This is a genomic window from Marinobacter sp. ST-43 (assembly GCF_030541085.1).
Taxonomy (GTDB): Bacteria; Pseudomonadota; Gammaproteobacteria; order Pseudomonadales; family Oleiphilaceae; genus Marinobacter; species Marinobacter nauticus.
The window spans coordinates 1-15,581 of the sequence record NZ_JASSVO010000013.1 but is presented as its reverse complement, the minus strand read 5'-3'; the positions used below and the strand labels follow the sequence as shown (position 1 = coordinate 15,581).

Here is a 15,581-nt window from a genome sequence, read left to right as displayed (position 1 = left end):
TTGGCCTACTTGGCGCGGAAGTTGTCGTGGCAAGCCTTGCAGGTTTCACCGACTTTGGCGAACTGGCGTGCAATCGCGGCCTGGTCGCCGGCTGAAGCCAGTTCCTGCAGTGCGTTGGCTTCACGGACGAAGCTGACCGCAATTTCCTGAACCTTCATCGGCTCCTCAAAGAAGTTGGGCTTGAGGCGGGTGTTCTCGGCCCGGTCATTGGCGCTGTCACGGCTGTAAAGCACGCTCATGCCGGAGTTGGCCACGGCTGCAATGGCTTTGGCGGCTGCGGCAACCTGGTTCTGGTCAAACGCTACGGAGCCATCCACGGTCTGGGCCTTGATTTTGCCCATGTTCCAGGACGCAAACTGGTAGGCGGCCTGGCGGGTTTCGATCTGGTCTTCCACGCTCATCTGGGCCACGGTCGGGGTTGAGATCGCGGCCGCAAGCACCGCAACGGAAACAAAACGTTTATTCATTCCAGGTCCCTCTCTTGGTGTGATTGGTGATAATGCAAAAATGCTCTATAAAGGCGTGGTTATAAGCATGCTACCTGTATAGACTCATTCCTGACAGCTATAAGAAACGAAAGTTCAATCTGAGGAGTTGCACGATGTCGATCTGGACGGTTACCCCTAATCTTGAGCAAATGACAGAGGCCAGCAAAAACACCGCGGTCAGTCATATGGGCATTGAATACCTCGAAATCGGTGACGATTATGTGAAAGGCCGGATGCCGGTGGATGAGCGCACCGTCCAGCCATTCGGGATCCTGCATGGTGGTTCCTCCGTTGTGTTGGCGGAAACGCTGGGCAGCATGGCTGCCAACTGTTGCCTGAAAGATAAAAATACGGTCGCTGTGGGGCTGGATATTAATGCCAATCATATTCGGCCTGTTACCGGGGGATGGGTCTATGGCACGGCGAAGGCCATACACATCGGCAGTGCAACGCAAGTATGGGAAATCCGCCTGGAAAACGATCAAGGCAAGGTGACCTGCATTTCCAGGTTGACCATGGCGGTAACCCGCCGCTCGTAAGAAAACAGGGAGCGATGGCTCCCTGATTCCGACCTTGCGCGTCGATTTGCGAAATAAGCTCGCCATCCTTGATTAATATCAAAAGAAAATCGTTTGCCGGGACTGTCGCCCTGCTATACTTAAAATAGTTGAGGATGTTAACTAAATGCCATGAGGTTATTCCTCACGGGAAGGTTTCACTGTGCTGAAAATTCGTTGTAACAGGGTGTCTTCGAAAGCGCACAAGTCCTGGTATGCGTTGCTCTTTTTGCTATGCGCATCCTTTGGTCTGCGAGCTGCCCCTTTGTCTGAGTGCTCAACGCTGAGAGTGAGTGGTAATCCGGAGTATCCGCCTCTCCTATGGCCGAGCGTGGCGTCGCCGGATCTTTTAGATGGCGCGGTTCCTCAGTTCCTGCGGGAATTGGCTGAGCCCCTGGGTATCAAGGTCAGTGTCCGCAACATTGGGTCCTGGGCGCGGGTGCAGCGGTTGGCAGAGTTGGGGGAGATCGATCTGGTGGCCGGGGCCTTTATCACGGCAGAAAGATTGGGCTACCTGGATTATATTCTGCCGCCCATGATGCACCTCGATACCAATGTCTGGGTGCCGCGGCGAAGGATGTTTGAGTATCGGCACTGGCCGGACCTGGAGGGGAAACAAGGCAGCACCCTGATCGACAACAGTTTCGGTGAGCGGTTCGACAGCTTTGCCGCCGATCACCTGGATATCCTCGGCGTCCGCTCCATTCACCAGTCCTACCTGATGGCCGATATCGGTCGTATCGATTATGTACTGTACGAGTTGTTGCAGGGGCGGGCGAAGCTGGCCCGGTATGGCATGTCGAATGACTTTGTGGCGCTGGAGCCCCCTGTGAGTAGAGAAGGCCTGTTCTTCGCGTTTCCGAAACTTTCCCGCTGCAATAGCAAAGCCTTGCGAGAGGCTTTTGCAGCCAGGTTGCTGGAGTTGACGGAGCAGGGCAGGCTGGAAGAGTTGATTGAAGAGTATCTCATCCGGTATACCGAGGAGGGCCGTTAGCGAGGCCTTCTTGGGTTTAGGTGGCCAGTGTCACTCTGCTTCTTCCTTTGGCCTTGGACTGGTACATGGCCTCGTCTGCGCGACACATCAGATCTTCCAGTCTGCGGTCGCCGTTTCCCAGGCTACTGATTCCGATACTTGCCGACGGCGAGATTCTGCTTTTCTCGTAAGACACCACCAGATTACAAAGCAAGGCCAGCAAGCGGCTCGCCAACACGTGTGCCATCGTCATGTCGGTGTCCGGTAGCAGAATGGCGAATTCCTCTCCGCCCATTCTGGCCACAATATCGCAATCCCGAATCCGGGCTTTCAGTAGCCCGCTGACCTGCTTCAACACTTCATCGCCCGCCTGGTGACCGTAGGTATCGTTGATGATCTTGAAGTGATCCAGATCCATCATGACCAGAGTCAGTGGTGTCTGATGCCTGGCAGACTGGTTCAGCAGTTGCTCTCCGAACTCGAAGAACGCGCGTCGGTTATGCAGCCCGGTAAGTTCATCCTCCAGCGCTGCTGCCCTGGCTTTTTCGTGGGCTGCCCGCAGCTCCAGCTCCATCTGTTTACGTTCGGTAATATCAGTGGCAATCTCCAACCTTACCAGGCGGCCATCGGTCCAGCGGATCGCCTGGTCACGGCACTGGTACCATCGTTGGTCCAGTTGATTCTGGAACTCCCAGACATGGGGTTTGTTGGGCTCGCCCTGATCATTGATCAGCAGGTGATTGGTGCAGAAGCTGCATGGGCCGTCACCGTTCTGAAGCACCTGCCAGCATTTTCGGTTGCCAACGTCACCCCAGATCTGCCGGCCGTAAGCGTTCATGTACAGCAGATCGTGTGTTGTAAAATCGGAGACGTACACCAGGGCATCCAGATTATCGAGTACGGCCTGAAGACCTTCCGGGGGTGTTTCCTCGGTGGCTGGCGGTGTCTGATCCCGGTGAACGGGCAGATTCAGTGACGGAATGCCGGATTTCATGGGGTGTGCGCTGTCTGTTTTTTATTCAGTTTAATTTCCAGTATGGCTTTTGTCATACGACGCTGTCTGCAAAAGCGTGTAAGGTTTGCGGACATTACCTACGTTGGCCGGACAGCCGGGCCAACGAAATTCTGGCTTCATGAGGGTTTGGAAAGGGATGAAGGTGTCCGGGGAAAACTGCCCCTGCGGTAGCGGGAAAGCCTACCTGCTGTGTTGTCAGCCCTGCCATGCAGGCGCGCCTGCCACCACACCGGAGGCGTTGATGCGTTCCCGGTTCAGTGCCTTTGTGGTGAAGGATGCCGATTATCTGCTCGAGACCTGGCATCCGGAGACCCGGCCGGCGGAACTGGATCTTTCCGGCTCACCGGAATGGGTTTCGCTGCAGATACTCTCCTCCAGTGCCGGTGTCGACACGGGCCGGGTTCACTTCCGGGCGGTCTATCGTGCCGGTGGTGGTTGGGGTTATCTGGAAGAGCGATCAGACTTCAGCAAAGAGAATGGCCGCTGGTTCTACCGGGAGGGCGAAACCCGCGAGGGAATGCTGAAGCCCGGTCGAAACGACCCCTGCCCCTGTGGCAGTGGTCGCAAGTTCAAGGCCTGTTGTCTTTAAACGTTCTATTCGAATTTCGGCAGATCCGGCTGAGCGACCTCTTTACCCGCTTCCAGCCAGGCGTCAAAGCCGCCTTCAATGGATTGTACGTTCATATAGCCCATCTCTTTCAGCGCTTTGGCGCTGAGTGCTGCACGGCCGGAGGTTTTGCAGTAGAGCACAATTTTCATCTGCCGGTTCTCCAGTGCAGGGTCGTTGGTGAACTTGAATTCGAGCATGCCCCGGGAAACATTGACGGCCCCGGGGATGTGGCTGGCCCGGTATTCATCGGCATCCCGCACATCCAATAGCAAATCGGCATTTTTGATGGCCGCCTCGGCGCTGGCCAGCGGCACCTCCTGAATGTCTTTTTTGGCTTCGGCAACAAGATCGTGAGCAGTCTTCATGGCAGTTCCCTTTGAGCGTGGGTGTATCCGTTCAGGTTAAGGCATTTGCCACGGGTGAGCCACCTATGGGTTGCCTGTGACTAAGGCATGAGCCTTTGGCGACGGGGTTTGTGTTAGATTGGCAGGCTGTACAATGAGGAAGCTATGAAACCGCTGAATGACACCACCAAAGGCGTGGTCTATGGGTTAGGTGCCTATACCCTGTGGGGAAGTTTTCCCCTGTATTTTGCCCTGTTCAAGGGCATTCCTTCGTGGGAGGTGCTGATTCACCGGGTGATCTGGTCCTGCCTGTTTCTGGCGCTGGTCATTTCGATACTCAAGCGCTGGCCGCCGGTGGTGGCGGCACTGCGACAGCCGCGCCGGCTGGGGTATGTGCTGGGTTGTGCCGTGTTTATTGCCCTGAACTGGGGTATCTATATTTATGCGGTGGAAACCCGCCATGTGTTGCAGGCCAGTCTGGGTTATTTCCTGACGCCGCTGGTGAACGTGGCCATGGGGCTGTTGATCCTGGGTGAGCGTATTTCGCGGCTGCAGGCTGCGGCGGTGGGTCTGGCGGCGGTTGCGATTCTCTATCAGCTGTTGCTGCTGGGCGAGCTGCCGTGGATTACGCTGGTACTGGCGTTCAGCTTCGGCACCTATGGCCTGATGCGCAAGAAAGTCGAACTTGATGGCCTTTCCGGTCTGTTTGTTGAAACGCTGTTATTGCTGCCGTTGGGCTTGCTGACCCTGGCCCGGCTTTCATCGCAGGGGCTGTCGCACTTTTCGGACAGCACCTACAGCGCATTGTTACTGGCCTCCAGTGGCGCGGTGACCGCCATCCCGCTGCTGGCTTTTGCCGGGGCTGCGCGCCGTTTGAAGCTGTCTACCGTGGGCTTTCTTATGTACATCAACCCCACGATCCAGTTTCTGATCGCGCTGTATATCTTCCATGAGCCGCTTAGCACCGCCAAACAGGTGAGCTTTGTGATGATCTGGGTGGCGTTGGCAATATACTCGTGGTCGGCCTGGGTGGGCCGATCGAACAGAGAGGCTTCGGCATGAAACAACCCATCAGCGGCTATCACAAAGACGGGGAAAGCCATTGGGTAGCGCAGCTGGCGTGTGGCCATAACCAGCACGTGCGCCATGATCCGCCCTGGGTAAACCGGCCCTGGGTTGTCACGGTGGAAGGCCGGCAATCCATGTTGGGGGTTAAGCTGGATTGCCGGAAATGTGATGACGATGCGCCTGCGGATGTCCGTCCGGGGAGTCCGGAAGGACCTCAGTCTCCCGATCAGGCCAGGGTTTCCAGATAGGCTTCCAGTTCGTTGGCGAGCCAGCCCACCACGGCGCCTCCTTGCGCCTGCTCTGACTCCAGCGCACTGAACACTTTCCACCAGCGGGCGCTGCGGTGGTGGATGGTTTTCAGCTGTTCCTTGCGCAATGCCTCAGCAATCAGGGGTAAGGGTAAATCCGCCCAGCCAGCGCCATCAATCACCGCATCCCGCATCAGTTCGTATTGGGTAAAGGCGAGGTAGTTGGCGGTTTCCGGGGATTCGGCCACCAGTTGGGCGTCGAGCATGTAGGCCAGGGTGATTTCCGTGTGGCTGACCAGGTCGTCCTGAGTGACCCGTTTCAGCTGACTCAGGGGGTGATCCGGCGCTGCCACGGTGAGCATGCGCACATCAGCCAGTTCCCGAAACCATTGATAACCTTCGTTCAGCAATTCCGGCATCAGGCCATAGGCCACATCCACGGACTGGTTGCGAACCAGCGGCGCCAGTTCCCGGGGCGAGGCAAGGTAAACCGACAGGCTGGTCTGGGGGAAGCGTTGTTTCAGCCGGCGCAGAATGTCCCGCCAGATATCTTCCGGAATGGCATCGTCCCGGGCAATGCGCAGGACCGATTCGGCACCACTCAGGTGGTGCTGGCAGCGAGCCCTGATCTGGCTGGCAACCTGGTCGAATCGCCGGCAGTCGGTCAGGATGGACTGGCCGATGGCCGTCAGGTGCAGTTGATTGCCGCTGCGTTCAAACAGCTCCACCCCCAGTTCATCCTCCAGGGACGCCAGCACGGTACTGACGGTGGTGCGGCTGCGGTTCAGTTCCCGGGCCGCCGCGGCCACGCTGCCGTTGCGCACAACCGAGAGGAAGGTCTTGATCTGTGACGTTTTCATGGTTTGCTCTTTGCGACGGATTTTCCGTCGCTCAGCGACTCACACCTGTTGAATGATGCCGCTAATATGGCAGCAATTCTCAGGAGGTCAAAATGTTTACTTCTCTGGCGCGGGAAAACCTGGCGCTGACATTATCAGCGGTGGGCGCGGGCCTGTTTGCGCTCGCCGGTATTACCTGGGGTCTTTGGGTCGATTCCCTGGTTATTATCTTCGATGGTGCCTATTCCCTGATCAGCCTCGGGTTGTCGCTCCTGTCACTCTATGCCGCCCGCCTGGTTCGCCGGCCGGCCAATGACGATTACCCATTCGGGATGGGGGCCGTGGAGCCGCTAGTGATCGCTGTGAAAGGTCTGGTGATTGCAGTGGTGTGTATCTTGTCGCTGGTATCGGCGGTGGTGTCGCTGCTTCAGGGCGGCCGTGCCGTGGCGGCGGACATGGCAATGATCTTTGGTGCGGTGAACGTGGTGGGGTGTCTGGCGGTCTGGGCGTATCTACGGTGGTCAAGTCTGCGCAATGGTTCGGGGCTGGTGCAGGCGGAACAGCGCCAGTGGCTGATGGACAGTGCCCTAAGCGCTGCCGTAATGATTGGTTTTGGCGCGGCCTGGCTGCTGGAACGCAGTCATTGGGCGGAGCTGGCCGTGTATGCCGACCCGGTAATGATGCTGGTGATTTCGGTCTACTTTATGACGGTGCCGGTGAAGATGGTTCTGGAGTCAGTTCGGGAGCTGTTGCTGGCGGCACCGAAAGACGATGCACTGGACGACATCCATGAGACCCTGGAAGACCTGGGCCTGAATCCGGAACAGGTCCGGGTGGCCAAGCTCGGCCCGAACCTTCTTCTTGAGGCCCGCATGATCCGGATCTGACCGGGCCTCAGAGGTTTAGCCCTCCCATAGCCAGTACCTGCCTGCGGGTATCGGCTTTCTCCCGCTCAAGTTTGCCAAGCAGTGACACCCCGTCGCACTCCGGATGGTCGGCGAGGAATCGCCGGGTCAGCTCGATCTGGACATGCAGATCCTGGAAACGGCCGTACAGATCCTGTCGCTGGCGTAGCTCTTTCCGGAATGGCTTGCTGTACCGGGCATCCAGTTCCAGAAGATAGCGGATACGCTTGAGGTTCTTGCGCAGCTGGTGCAGGGCTTCATCCGGAGCGGTGTGCAGCAGTTCTGCGGTTTTTCGGTTGAACTGCTTCAGGCGCCGGTTTGTCGCGGCCTGGATGTCTTTTTTCCGCAGGTTTGCAGCCAGCTTATGAAAAGATTTGGACTCAATGTAGTCTTGCCAGCGCGACAGGCTTTGCTGGTAGCGTTTCTGGCCAAGGCGTTTGGCCAGTTTGCGCTGTGCTTTAGATGCCCTGAGCCGCGCCCAGTCGGTCAGCGTGGTGCAGAGTTGTGGGTTGTCGTGGCACAGCTCGGGGATATCCTGAAGAAATACGTGCAGATCCCGCAGGGCGCTGGTGGCCCGGGCATGTCGCTTCAGTTCGCGAATATGCTCCTGTAATTGGCGATCGCCGGTAATCTCGGCCAGGGGTTCGGCAATGGCCCGACTGCGGCGAAGGGCAATGCGGTATTGGTGCAGGAATTCGTCATCCAGCCCCAGCATCACCCCAGGGGTCAGAAGTTCCAACTGGTTGTTCAGCTGCTGTAAAACCTCCGGGAGCGTGTTCTGGTCCAGATCAGTGGCGTCGGGACTGGCTTTTCGGTTCTTGCGCCGGAATTCGTTGTAACTGAAATCACGAGGCGTCAGGAAGGTTTCCAGTGCACCCTTGTTTTTGTCCACTTTCTTCCAGTGCCTTACCGGCAGCCGGATCTCCAGGATACTGGCGGTTGGCAATTCGAACGGAGCCTGGGGTACCAGAAAGGCGGCCAGTTCGAGTAATGCCGGGTTGTGGCCGATGAGGGTGATGCGGTTCTGGTTGTTATCCAGATTCTGCAGCCAGCGTAATAGACGCCGGAAGTCGAAGGTGTAAAGCTCATCTTCGGTGCGGACATGGTCCGGCTGGGCGTCGACGCTGAGTGCACCTGCCAGCGTTTGCTGGGCTCGCACAGCGGGGCTTGAATAAATGGCACCGGACAGCGCGCCGAGGCATTTCATTGCCCGCGCGAGCGGCGCAAGCTGGCTTTGGCCTCTGTCATTCAGTGGGCGTTTCTGGTCGCAGAGGCTGTCGTCGTTCCAGCTCGATTTGGCGTGGCGGATAAGGAAAAGCCGTTTCATGCATGCTTGCTCATGAGCTGAATGTTCAGACCTTAGTCTGACACAGCCTCAAGTCGTTTACATGACGGCCGATACGTATTTAGACGTATGACGCTGATATGACGGGCTTGTTTACATAAAAACCTGTTCCTGACCTGCGTTTGGTATACAGCTTTTAACAAACTGCAACGGAGTGCGGGCTGCGTTTGTGCATAATCAAAGGATTACAAGAAATGACCCCGGAGCGAAGACCATGACCTTCATGAGCAACCTGACCATCAGAACACGGCTTCTGATTGGTGTATTGGTGCCTGTACTGATTACGGCTGGAACAATTGCATGGATTACGGCGAACCAGATCCGGGCCAATGGAGAGGCAGAGTTGCAACGCCTCGAGCAGGAACTGTTGGAAGCGCGCAAGGAAGGTTTGAAAAATCTGGTTGAAACCGCGAAATCCGTGGTGCTTGAGGCCAAGTCCACTCCCGGTTTTTCGGAGCAGGAGGCGCAGGAAGAGGCGCGAGAGCGGTTGCGGTCAATCAAGTTCGGTCAGAATAACTATGTCTTCGCCTACGATCGCAGTCTGTTCAATCTCGCATATGCACCGGACCCCTCCAAGGAAGGCCCGACTACCAATCCGAACACCCAAAAGCTGGTTCGCGGGTTGTTTGACGCGGCAGGTGACGATGGCTTCATGCCTTATGAGTGGACCAACCCTGCTACCGGCCAGGTGGAACCGAAAGTCTCCTACTCCACTATCATTCCGGGCTGGGACTGGATGATAGGTTCCGGCGTGTATGTAACCGATGTTCAGAGAGCGGTGGCCGCTGCCCGGCAAGAAATTGATGCAACCATGACATCTGCTATGGGCTTCATTTTACTGCTGACCATTGTGGTGGTGGTGATTTCACTGGTAATCGGGTTGGTCATTGGCCGCACCGTGACTGCGCCGCTGAACAAGGTCAGCGACATGATGCGGGAGATTGCCGACGGTGAAGGCGATCTGCGCCAGCGCCTGCCGGAAGATGGTAAAGATGAACTGGCCGTTCTGGGTCGCCGCTTCAACCATTTTATCATCAAGATTCAGGACACCATCCGTGAGGTGGGGTCCACCACCGACCAGGTAGCTTCAGCCGCTGAAGAACTCAGCCGGGTGGCGAATGAAACCCGCCAGTCGGTTCAGGAGCAGGGTTCGGAAACCGACCAGATTGCTTCGGCCATCAACGAAATGGCGGCAACGATTCAGCAAATCTCCGGCAACGCCAATGAGGTAGAAGGCGCAGCTTCCGATGCGGACCGCATGGCCAAAGAGGGTGGCGAGACCATCAATAGCGCCCAGGGGGCGGTCAATCAGCTGTCCCAGGAAATGGAAGATACCGCCCGCAGCATCAATGCCCTGGCCGAGAAGTCGAACGATATCCAGCAGGTGCTGGACGTGATTCACGCGGTGACCGAGCAGACCAACCTGCTGGCCCTGAACGCTGCCATTGAGGCAGCCCGGGCCGGCGAGCATGGTCGCGGCTTCTCGGTGGTTGCCGACGAAGTGCGCCAGCTGGCCAAGCGGTCTGCCGAATCGGCTGATCAGATCCGGGAAATGATTGATGGCTTTGTGGCGGAGTCCAAGGCTTCGGTGGAACGTATGAACAACTCCCGCAAGAGTTCAGAAGCGACTGTTGAGCGCATCAATCACGCCACCAATGCACTGAATACCATCGTGACCTCGGTGACTCAGATCCACGATCAGGTGACGCAGATCGCCACCGCCGCTGAACAGCAGAGCCAGGTGGCGGAAGAGATCAACCAGAACGTGGTGCGGATTGTCGACGCGGCCCAGCGCAGCGACACCGGCGTGACCCAGACCAATGAAGCCAGCCACGAACTGGCCCGGCTGGGTGAGAACCTGCGCGAGCTGGTTGGTCAGTTCAAGGTCTGATTGCCCGCACAAGAAAGCCGGCCCGCCACATTGGCGCGGTCGGCTTTCGTCGTTATGATGGATCATTCAGGCATGTTTGAATCAAAAATCGATAACAATGGAAGCCAACACTATGTCCCTGCGTAAAACCTTGCTGGCGGCAGTCAGCACTCTTGGCCTGCTGGCCAGCCCTTTCGCGGTCTCTGAAGAAACCTTTACCCTGCGTCTCGCGGAAACCTGGGGGCCAAATTCCGGCCTGCTGGGGGATGCGCCCCGCAACATGGCAGCCATGGCCGAGGAAATGTCCGGCGGCCGCCTGAAGATCCGGATTGATTCCTCCAACAAGCACAAGGCGCCTTTCGGTATTTTCGATCTGGTCCGTAATGGCCAGTACGACATGGGCCACACGGCTTCTTATTACTACAAGGGCACCATTCCCAACGCCATGTACTTCACCACCATACCCTTCGGCATGATTGCACCGGAGATGTATGCCTGGTTCTACCACGACGAAGGCATGGAGCTGATGCAGAAGGTGTATGAACCCTTTGGTCTGTTGTCCTTCCCGGGTGGCAACACCGCCAATCAGATGGGTGGCTGGTTCCGTAAGGAAATCAAGTCACTGGATGATCTGAAAGGCCTGAAAATGCGCACCCCCGGCTTTGCCGGAGAGGTTATGTCGGAAGTGGGCGTGGCGGTAACCAACCTGCCACCGGGCGAGCTGTATACCGCGCTTGAGCGTAACACCATCGACGCCGTTGAATGGGTTGGCCCGGCACTGGACCTGCAGATGGGCTTTCACCAGATTGCCAAGTATTACTACTCCGGCTGGCAGGAGCCCAATGCCGAAGTGCAGTTCCTGATCAACAAGAAAACCTGGGATAAGCTGCCGGCTGATCTGCAGGCCATCCTGCGGGTCTCCATGCGCACCGCAGCGTATGACATGTATATCCAGAGCACCCACGAAAGCGGTTTGGCCTGGGAGAAGATGAAGCAGGAATACCCGGATGTGACCCACAAGGTGTTTCCGCCGGAAGTTATTACTGCCCTGCGTGAAACCACCAACCGCCTGCTGGATGAATTTGCCGAGAAGGACGAGCTGGCGAACGAAATCATCACCTCACAGCGCGAGTACCTGAAGCAGGTTCGCCCCTGGACCAACATCTCGGACAAGGCGTACCTGAACAGCGTCGCCGACCAATAAGACCGGTGCGTGACAGCCCGGCCTGGTAAGGCCGAAAAACAAGAGGGGCGTGGTCAGGGAATATCCGCACGCCCCTTTTTGTTTGCGTCTGTTTCTGGAAAAATACGCCGCTCAAACTTTGGGCAGGGCCGATGAAACAGACACTGCTATCTCTGAGCAATCTCACCAAACAGTTCGACGGCAAAAAAGTGCTGGATTCTCTGGATCTGGACATTTTTGACGGCGAGTTCATTACCCTCCTGGGGCCCTCCGGTTGCGGCAAGACCACCTTGTTGCGGATGATGGCGGGTTTCGAGCATCCGGATGACGGCACCATCGCCCTGGGCGATCAGGACCTGACTCACACTCCGCCGGAACACCGGCCGCTGAACACGGTCTTCCAGAACTACGCGCTGTTTCCCCACATGTCGGTGTTCGACAACGTGGCCTATGGCCTGAAAATGGAGAAGCGGCCAAAGCAGGAAATCCGGGAGCGGGTCGAGGATGCCCTGGCCATGGTCCAGCTTGAGGACTTCGCCCGGCGCAAGCCGCATCAGTTGTCCGGTGGCCAGCAGCAGCGGGTGGCCATTGCCCGTGCGGTGGTCAAGCGCCCGAAGGTACTGCTGCTGGATGAGCCGTTGTCGGCGCTGGACTACAAATTGCGCCGCACCATGCAGGTGGAGCTCAAACGCCTGCAGCGGGAGCTGGGCATCACCTTTGTGTTTGTCACCCACGATCAGGAAGAAGCCCTGTCCATGTCCGACCGGGTGGTGGTGCTGAAAGATGGCCTGATCCAGCAACTGGGGACGCCGCGGGAAGTCTACGAGCGCCCGGCCAACCTGTTTACTGCCCGCTTTGTCGGTGAAACCAACTTCTTCCCGGGCCGGGTGGACAAAGCCAACGGCGATGACACCATCACCGTGGACGTGTTCGGTCTGAAGCGTACCTTCCGCAAGCCGGATTTCCCGGTCTCCGGTGGCCAGTCCCTGCATGTGCTGTTGCGCCCCGAGGATATCCGGGTACTGGCGCCGGACGATGAGGATGGTGTGGCTGGCAAGATCGTAGAGCGTAACTACAAGGGCAGTACCCTGGATTCGGTGATTCATCTTGAGGATGGCACCGAGGTGCTGGCGTCGGAATTCTTCGACGAAGACGACCCTACCTTCGACTATCGCCTTGGCGAGCCGGTCAAAGTGAGCTGGGTTGATGGCTGGGAATGGCTGTTACCCACAGAGCCGGAAGCTCTGCCAGAGGAAGAAGGCACCGATGCGTAGCCTGACACAGCAGCCGTTCAGAACGGCCGTGCTGGTGCTGGTCTGGGGCTGGTTGTTGTTTCTGGTGCTGACCCCCAACCTGCTGGTGGTCGGTGCCAGTGTAATGACCCGGGACCCGGGCTCCTTCATTTCGCTGCCGCTGACCCTGGATGCCTACCGGCAACTGCTCAATCCGCTGTACCTGGAAGTGTTCCTGCACTCCCTGTATATGGCGGCCATGACGACGCTGGTGTGTCTGCTGATCGGCTACCCGTTTGCGTGGGCGTTGTCCAAGGTCGGCAAACGCAATCAGGTGCTGCTGATCTTCCTGCTTATCGTGCCGTTCTGGACCAATTCCCTGGTGCGAACCTACGCCCTGAAGTTGATCCTGGCCACCAATGGCCTGCTCAACAACGCGCTGATGTCGCTCGGGGTGATCGAGGAGCCCATGCAGCTGCTGTATACCGAAGGAGCCGTGATTATCGGGCTGGTGTATCTGTTGTTGCCGTTCATGATCCTGCCGCTCTACTCGGTGTTTGAAGACCTGCGGGAAGACTACCTGAGGGCGTCGCACGATCTGGGCGCGGGGCGCCTGTCCACGTTTATCCATGTGATCGTGCCGCTGACCCTGCCGGGGGTGCTGGCGGGCATCATGCTGGTGCTGTTGCCGGCCATGGGGTTGTTCTTTGTGCCTGATATTCTGGGCGGTTCCCGCAACCTGCTGGTGGGTAACGTCATCAAGAACCAGTTTCTGGATGCCCGCAACTGGCCCTTTGGTGCCGCTGCCAGCATCCTGCTGACCCTGGCCATGGCGTTCCTGATGTTCGCCCACCGCCTGAGTAAACGGCGGATCGGGGAGGACGGTGTATGAATCGCTGGCTGCCCCGCACCTACCTGACGCTGGTGTATCTGCTGCTGTACGTGCCTATCGTGGTACTGGTGGTATTCTCCTTCAACGATTCCCGCACCGGTTACGAATGGGGTGGCCTGAGCCTGCGCTGGTACGAAGCCCTGTTGAACAACCGGGCCATGGTGCAGGCCATGTGGAATTCCCTCTGGCTGGCGCTCTCCGCGGCCACTGTGTCCACGTTGATCGGCGCGCTCACCGCACTGGCACTGCACCGATACCGGTTCCGGGGCAAGAAAGTGCTCAATGGCATGTTGTTTGTGGTGATGATGTCGCCGGAGATTGTACTGGCGATTTCGCTGCTGGCGCTGTTTCTGCTGGTCGGCCTTCAGCTGGGCTATGTATCCCTGTTGCTGGCCCACGTTACCTTCTGCCTGCCCTTTGTGGTCATCACCGTGATGGCCCGCCTCAGCGGGTTTGACGAACGCCTGCCGGAGGCTGCCCGGGATCTGGGAGCCAACGATTTCACCATGACCCGCACGGTACTGATTCCGGTGATCATGCCGGCCTTACTGGCAGGCTGGCTGCTGGGGTTTACACTGTCACTGGACGACGTGGTGGTCAGTACGTTTGTCAGTGGCCCGAGTTATGAAATTCTGCCGTTGCGCATCTATTCCATGGTGCGGGTGGGCCTGAAGCCCGAAGTGAATGCCCTTGGCACCCTGCTACTGGTATTCTCACTGGTCATGTTGATCTTGTCTCAATGGATACTGTTAAGGAGCAAACGATGAAGAAACTGGCACTGGCCGGCCTGCTGGCGGTGGGCCTGACTGGCTGCAGTGGTTCTGAGGAGCCCAAGGTTCTGAACCTGTACAACTGGTCTGAGTACATGCCCCAGGAAGTTCTGGATCGCTTTACTGAGGAAACTGGTATCCAGGTGGTCTACACCACCTACGACAGCAACGAAGCCATGTATGCCCGGCTGAAACTGCTGGATGAGAGCGCCGCCTACGACCTGGCCGTGCCCTCCACCTACTACGTGAGCAAGATGCGGCAGGAAGACCTGCTGATGCCCATCGATCGCAGCAAGATCGAAGGCTTTGACCAGCTGGACCCGGAACTGGTGAACCTGGATATCGACCCGGACAACCAGTACAGCGTGCCATACCTGTGGGGTACTACCGGCATTGCCGTGGACACCGCCGATGTGGAAGGCGAAGTGACAGCCTGGGCGGACCTGTGGGATGAGCGCTTTGAAGGCCGGGTCATGCTGACCAACGACATGCGTGAAGTGTTCCACGTTGGCCTGCGGGTGCTGGGTTACTCCGGTAACAGCACTGACCCGAAGGAAATCGAGGAAGCCTACGAGAAGCTGACCGAGCTGATGCCCTCTGTGCGCACCTTCAATTCGGATGCCCCCCGCATGCCGTACCTGGAAGGTGAAACCGACGTGGGCATGATCTGGAACGGCGAAGCCGTCATGGGCCGCGATACTCTGGATTCCCTGGAATACGTGTATCCGGAAGAAGGCATCATCGCCTGGCTGGACAGCTTCGTGATTCCCAAGAACGCCAAGAACCCGGAAGCCGCTCACCAGTTCATCAGCTTTGTGCTGCAGCCGGAAATCTCGGCCCTGATCAGCGAAGAGATCGGCTACGCCACACCCAACCTGGCGGCCCGGGATCTGCTGGATGACGCCGTTGCGAACGACCGGGCCAGCTACCCCAACGCCACCGACATGATCAATGCCGAGTTCCAGACCGACATTGGCGACGAGGCGCTGCAGGTGTATGCCAAATACTGGGAAATGTTGAAGTCCGGTCAGTAACCGGAAGAGCATCATGAACCTGGAAAACGGAGGCTTCGGCCTCCGTTTTTTATTGTCCAGGTTTCACTAAACTGAAATACATGGTCTATAACACTGAAGCATTTAATGGTCGTGCGCAGCATGGCCTTTAAATGTGGGTTGGACTAAGCCGCTGCCACTAATGCCAGCACACAATGTATAAGGGTAAAGTAAATTTTGAACGGATACC

Annotated in this window: 17 protein-coding genes; 12 read left to right on the top strand and 5 right to left on the bottom strand. The window is 57.6% G+C overall.

Going from position 1 to position 15,581, the window contains the following annotated elements; translation table 11 throughout:
• Positions 1-5: 5 nt before the first annotated feature.
• Positions 6-467, bottom strand: coding sequence for a cytochrome c (locus tag QPL98_RS14375; RefSeq protein ID WP_022993360.1), 462 nt, complete (start codon positions 465-467; stop codon positions 6-8).
• A 134-nt stretch (positions 468-601) separates the two neighbouring features.
• Between QPL98_RS14375 and QPL98_RS14370 the strand changes: the two genes are divergently transcribed.
• Positions 602-1,027, top strand: a complete 426-nt coding sequence (locus QPL98_RS14370; protein WP_014420257.1) for a hotdog fold thioesterase — start codon at positions 602-604, stop codon at positions 1,025-1,027.
• Between the two features lie 283 nt (positions 1,028-1,310).
• Positions 1,311-2,039 carry an ABC transporter substrate-binding protein gene (locus QPL98_RS14365; protein ID WP_223268748.1) on the top strand — a complete coding sequence of 243 codons (729 nt, stop codon included), beginning with the start codon at positions 1,311-1,313 and terminating at the stop codon, positions 2,037-2,039.
• A gap of 16 nt (positions 2,040-2,055) precedes the next feature.
• Here the strand turns inward: QPL98_RS14365 and QPL98_RS14360 are convergent, their stop codons facing one another.
• On the bottom strand, positions 2,056-3,012 hold the full coding sequence (locus QPL98_RS14360; RefSeq protein ID WP_022993358.1) for a GGDEF domain-containing protein: 957 nt from the start codon (positions 3,010-3,012) through the stop codon (positions 2,056-2,058).
• Between the two features lie 139 nt (positions 3,013-3,151).
• Between QPL98_RS14360 and QPL98_RS14355 the strand changes: the two genes are divergently transcribed.
• A complete protein-coding gene (locus QPL98_RS14355; protein ID WP_223268749.1) occupies positions 3,152-3,622 on the top strand; it encodes a YchJ family protein in 471 nt (156 codons plus the stop codon).
• Between the two features lie 5 nt (positions 3,623-3,627).
• Here the strand turns inward: QPL98_RS14355 and QPL98_RS14350 are convergent, their stop codons facing one another.
• Entirely contained in the window at positions 3,628-4,008 is a 381-nt protein-coding gene (locus QPL98_RS14350) for a rhodanese-like domain-containing protein (protein WP_222180366.1), read from the bottom strand.
• Between the two features lie 144 nt (positions 4,009-4,152).
• Here QPL98_RS14350 and rarD point away from each other — a divergent pair, with 144 nt between their 5' ends.
• Entirely contained in the window at positions 4,153-5,049 is an 897-nt protein-coding gene (gene rarD, locus QPL98_RS14345; RefSeq protein WP_303293495.1) for an EamA family transporter RarD, read from the top strand.
• Entirely contained in the window at positions 5,046-5,303 is a 258-nt protein-coding gene (locus tag QPL98_RS14340; RefSeq protein WP_303293494.1) for a DUF3565 domain-containing protein, read from the top strand. Before rarD ends, QPL98_RS14340 begins: the two co-directional genes overlap by 4 nt.
• Here the strand turns inward: QPL98_RS14340 and QPL98_RS14335 are convergent.
• Entirely contained in the window at positions 5,282-6,163 is an 882-nt protein-coding gene (locus tag QPL98_RS14335) for a LysR family transcriptional regulator (protein WP_022993354.1), read from the bottom strand. The genes QPL98_RS14340 and QPL98_RS14335 overlap by 22 nt on opposite strands.
• A 92-nt stretch (positions 6,164-6,255) precedes the next feature.
• Here QPL98_RS14335 and QPL98_RS14330 point away from each other — a divergent pair, with 92 nt between their 5' ends.
• Positions 6,256-7,029 (top strand): cation diffusion facilitator family transporter, encoded by a 774-nt coding sequence (locus QPL98_RS14330; protein WP_303293493.1) that lies wholly within the window; start codon positions 6,256-6,258, stop codon positions 7,027-7,029.
• Between the two features lie 7 nt (positions 7,030-7,036).
• Here QPL98_RS14330 and QPL98_RS14325 read toward each other — a convergent pair whose 3' ends face one another.
• Positions 7,037-8,374 carry a CHAD domain-containing protein gene (locus QPL98_RS14325; protein ID WP_303293492.1) on the bottom strand — a complete coding sequence of 446 codons (1,338 nt, stop codon included), beginning with the start codon at positions 8,372-8,374 and terminating at the stop codon, positions 7,037-7,039.
• A gap of 232 nt (positions 8,375-8,606) precedes the next feature.
• Here QPL98_RS14325 and QPL98_RS14320 point away from each other — a divergent pair, with 232 nt between their 5' ends.
• The 6 genes from QPL98_RS14320 to QPL98_RS14295 all read left to right on the top strand — a co-directional run bounded on the left by QPL98_RS14320 (position 8,607) and on the right by QPL98_RS14295 (position 15,373).
• Positions 8,607-10,283 carry a methyl-accepting chemotaxis protein gene (locus tag QPL98_RS14320; RefSeq protein WP_303293491.1) on the top strand — a complete coding sequence of 559 codons (1,677 nt, stop codon included), beginning with the start codon at positions 8,607-8,609 and terminating at the stop codon, positions 10,281-10,283.
• Between the two features lie 112 nt (positions 10,284-10,395).
• Positions 10,396-11,466, top strand: coding sequence for a TRAP transporter substrate-binding protein (locus QPL98_RS14315; protein ID WP_303293490.1), 1,071 nt, complete (start codon positions 10,396-10,398; stop codon positions 11,464-11,466).
• A gap of 131 nt (positions 11,467-11,597) precedes the next feature.
• Positions 11,598-12,719 (top strand): spermidine/putrescine ABC transporter ATP-binding protein PotA, encoded by a 1,122-nt coding sequence (gene potA, locus QPL98_RS14310; protein WP_011783894.1) that lies wholly within the window; start codon positions 11,598-11,600, stop codon positions 12,717-12,719.
• On the top strand, positions 12,712-13,569 hold the full coding sequence (potB, locus tag QPL98_RS14305) for a spermidine/putrescine ABC transporter permease PotB (RefSeq protein WP_113879541.1): 858 nt from the start codon (positions 12,712-12,714) through the stop codon (positions 13,567-13,569). The genes potA and potB overlap by 8 nt, the downstream gene beginning before the upstream one ends.
• A complete protein-coding gene (gene potC / locus QPL98_RS14300) occupies positions 13,566-14,336 on the top strand; it encodes a spermidine/putrescine ABC transporter permease PotC (protein ID WP_011783896.1) in 771 nt (256 codons plus the stop codon). Before potB ends, potC begins: the two co-directional genes overlap by 4 nt.
• Positions 14,333-15,373, top strand: coding sequence for an extracellular solute-binding protein (locus QPL98_RS14295; protein WP_153739830.1), 1,041 nt, complete (start codon positions 14,333-14,335; stop codon positions 15,371-15,373). Before potC ends, QPL98_RS14295 begins: the two co-directional genes overlap by 4 nt.
• Positions 15,374-15,581 lie beyond the last annotated feature (208 nt).

What these genes read in the sequence shown, in the direction of transcription:
- QPL98_RS14350 (WP_222180366.1), bottom strand. Translation starts at nt 4,008, where the DNA reads ATGAAGACTGCTCACGATCTTGTTGCCGAAGCCAAAAAAGACATTCAG.
- rarD (WP_303293495.1), top strand. Translation starts at nt 4,153, where the DNA reads ATGAAACCGCTGAATGACACCACCAAAGGCGTGGTCTATGGGTTAGGT.
- QPL98_RS14335 (WP_022993354.1), bottom strand. Translation starts at nt 6,163, where the DNA reads ATGAAAACGTCACAGATCAAGACCTTCCTCTCGGTTGTGCGCAACGGC.
- potC (WP_011783896.1), top strand. Translation starts at nt 13,566, where the DNA reads ATGAATCGCTGGCTGCCCCGCACCTACCTGACGCTGGTGTATCTGCTG.
- QPL98_RS14360 (WP_022993358.1), bottom strand. Translation starts at nt 3,012, where the DNA reads ATGAAATCCGGCATTCCGTCACTGAATCTGCCCGTTCACCGGGATCAG.
- QPL98_RS14320 (WP_303293491.1), top strand. Translation starts at nt 8,607, where the DNA reads ATGACCTTCATGAGCAACCTGACCATCAGAACACGGCTTCTGATTGGT.
- potA (WP_011783894.1), top strand. Translation starts at nt 11,598, where the DNA reads ATGAAACAGACACTGCTATCTCTGAGCAATCTCACCAAACAGTTCGAC.
- QPL98_RS14295 (WP_153739830.1), top strand. Translation starts at nt 14,333, where the DNA reads ATGAAGAAACTGGCACTGGCCGGCCTGCTGGCGGTGGGCCTGACTGGC.
- QPL98_RS14355 (WP_223268749.1), top strand. Translation starts at nt 3,152, where the DNA reads ATGAGGGTTTGGAAAGGGATGAAGGTGTCCGGGGAAAACTGCCCCTGC.
- QPL98_RS14370 (WP_014420257.1), top strand. Translation starts at nt 602, where the DNA reads ATGTCGATCTGGACGGTTACCCCTAATCTTGAGCAAATGACAGAGGCC.
- potB (WP_113879541.1), top strand. Translation starts at nt 12,712, where the DNA reads ATGCGTAGCCTGACACAGCAGCCGTTCAGAACGGCCGTGCTGGTGCTG.
- QPL98_RS14325 (WP_303293492.1), bottom strand. Translation starts at nt 8,374, where the DNA reads ATGAAACGGCTTTTCCTTATCCGCCACGCCAAATCGAGCTGGAACGAC.
- QPL98_RS14375 (WP_022993360.1), bottom strand. Translation starts at nt 467, where the DNA reads ATGAATAAACGTTTTGTTTCCGTTGCGGTGCTTGCGGCCGCGATCTCA.
- QPL98_RS14315 (WP_303293490.1), top strand. Translation starts at nt 10,396, where the DNA reads ATGTCCCTGCGTAAAACCTTGCTGGCGGCAGTCAGCACTCTTGGCCTG.
- QPL98_RS14340 (WP_303293494.1), top strand. Translation starts at nt 5,046, where the DNA reads ATGAAACAACCCATCAGCGGCTATCACAAAGACGGGGAAAGCCATTGG.
- QPL98_RS14330 (WP_303293493.1), top strand. Translation starts at nt 6,256, where the DNA reads ATGTTTACTTCTCTGGCGCGGGAAAACCTGGCGCTGACATTATCAGCG.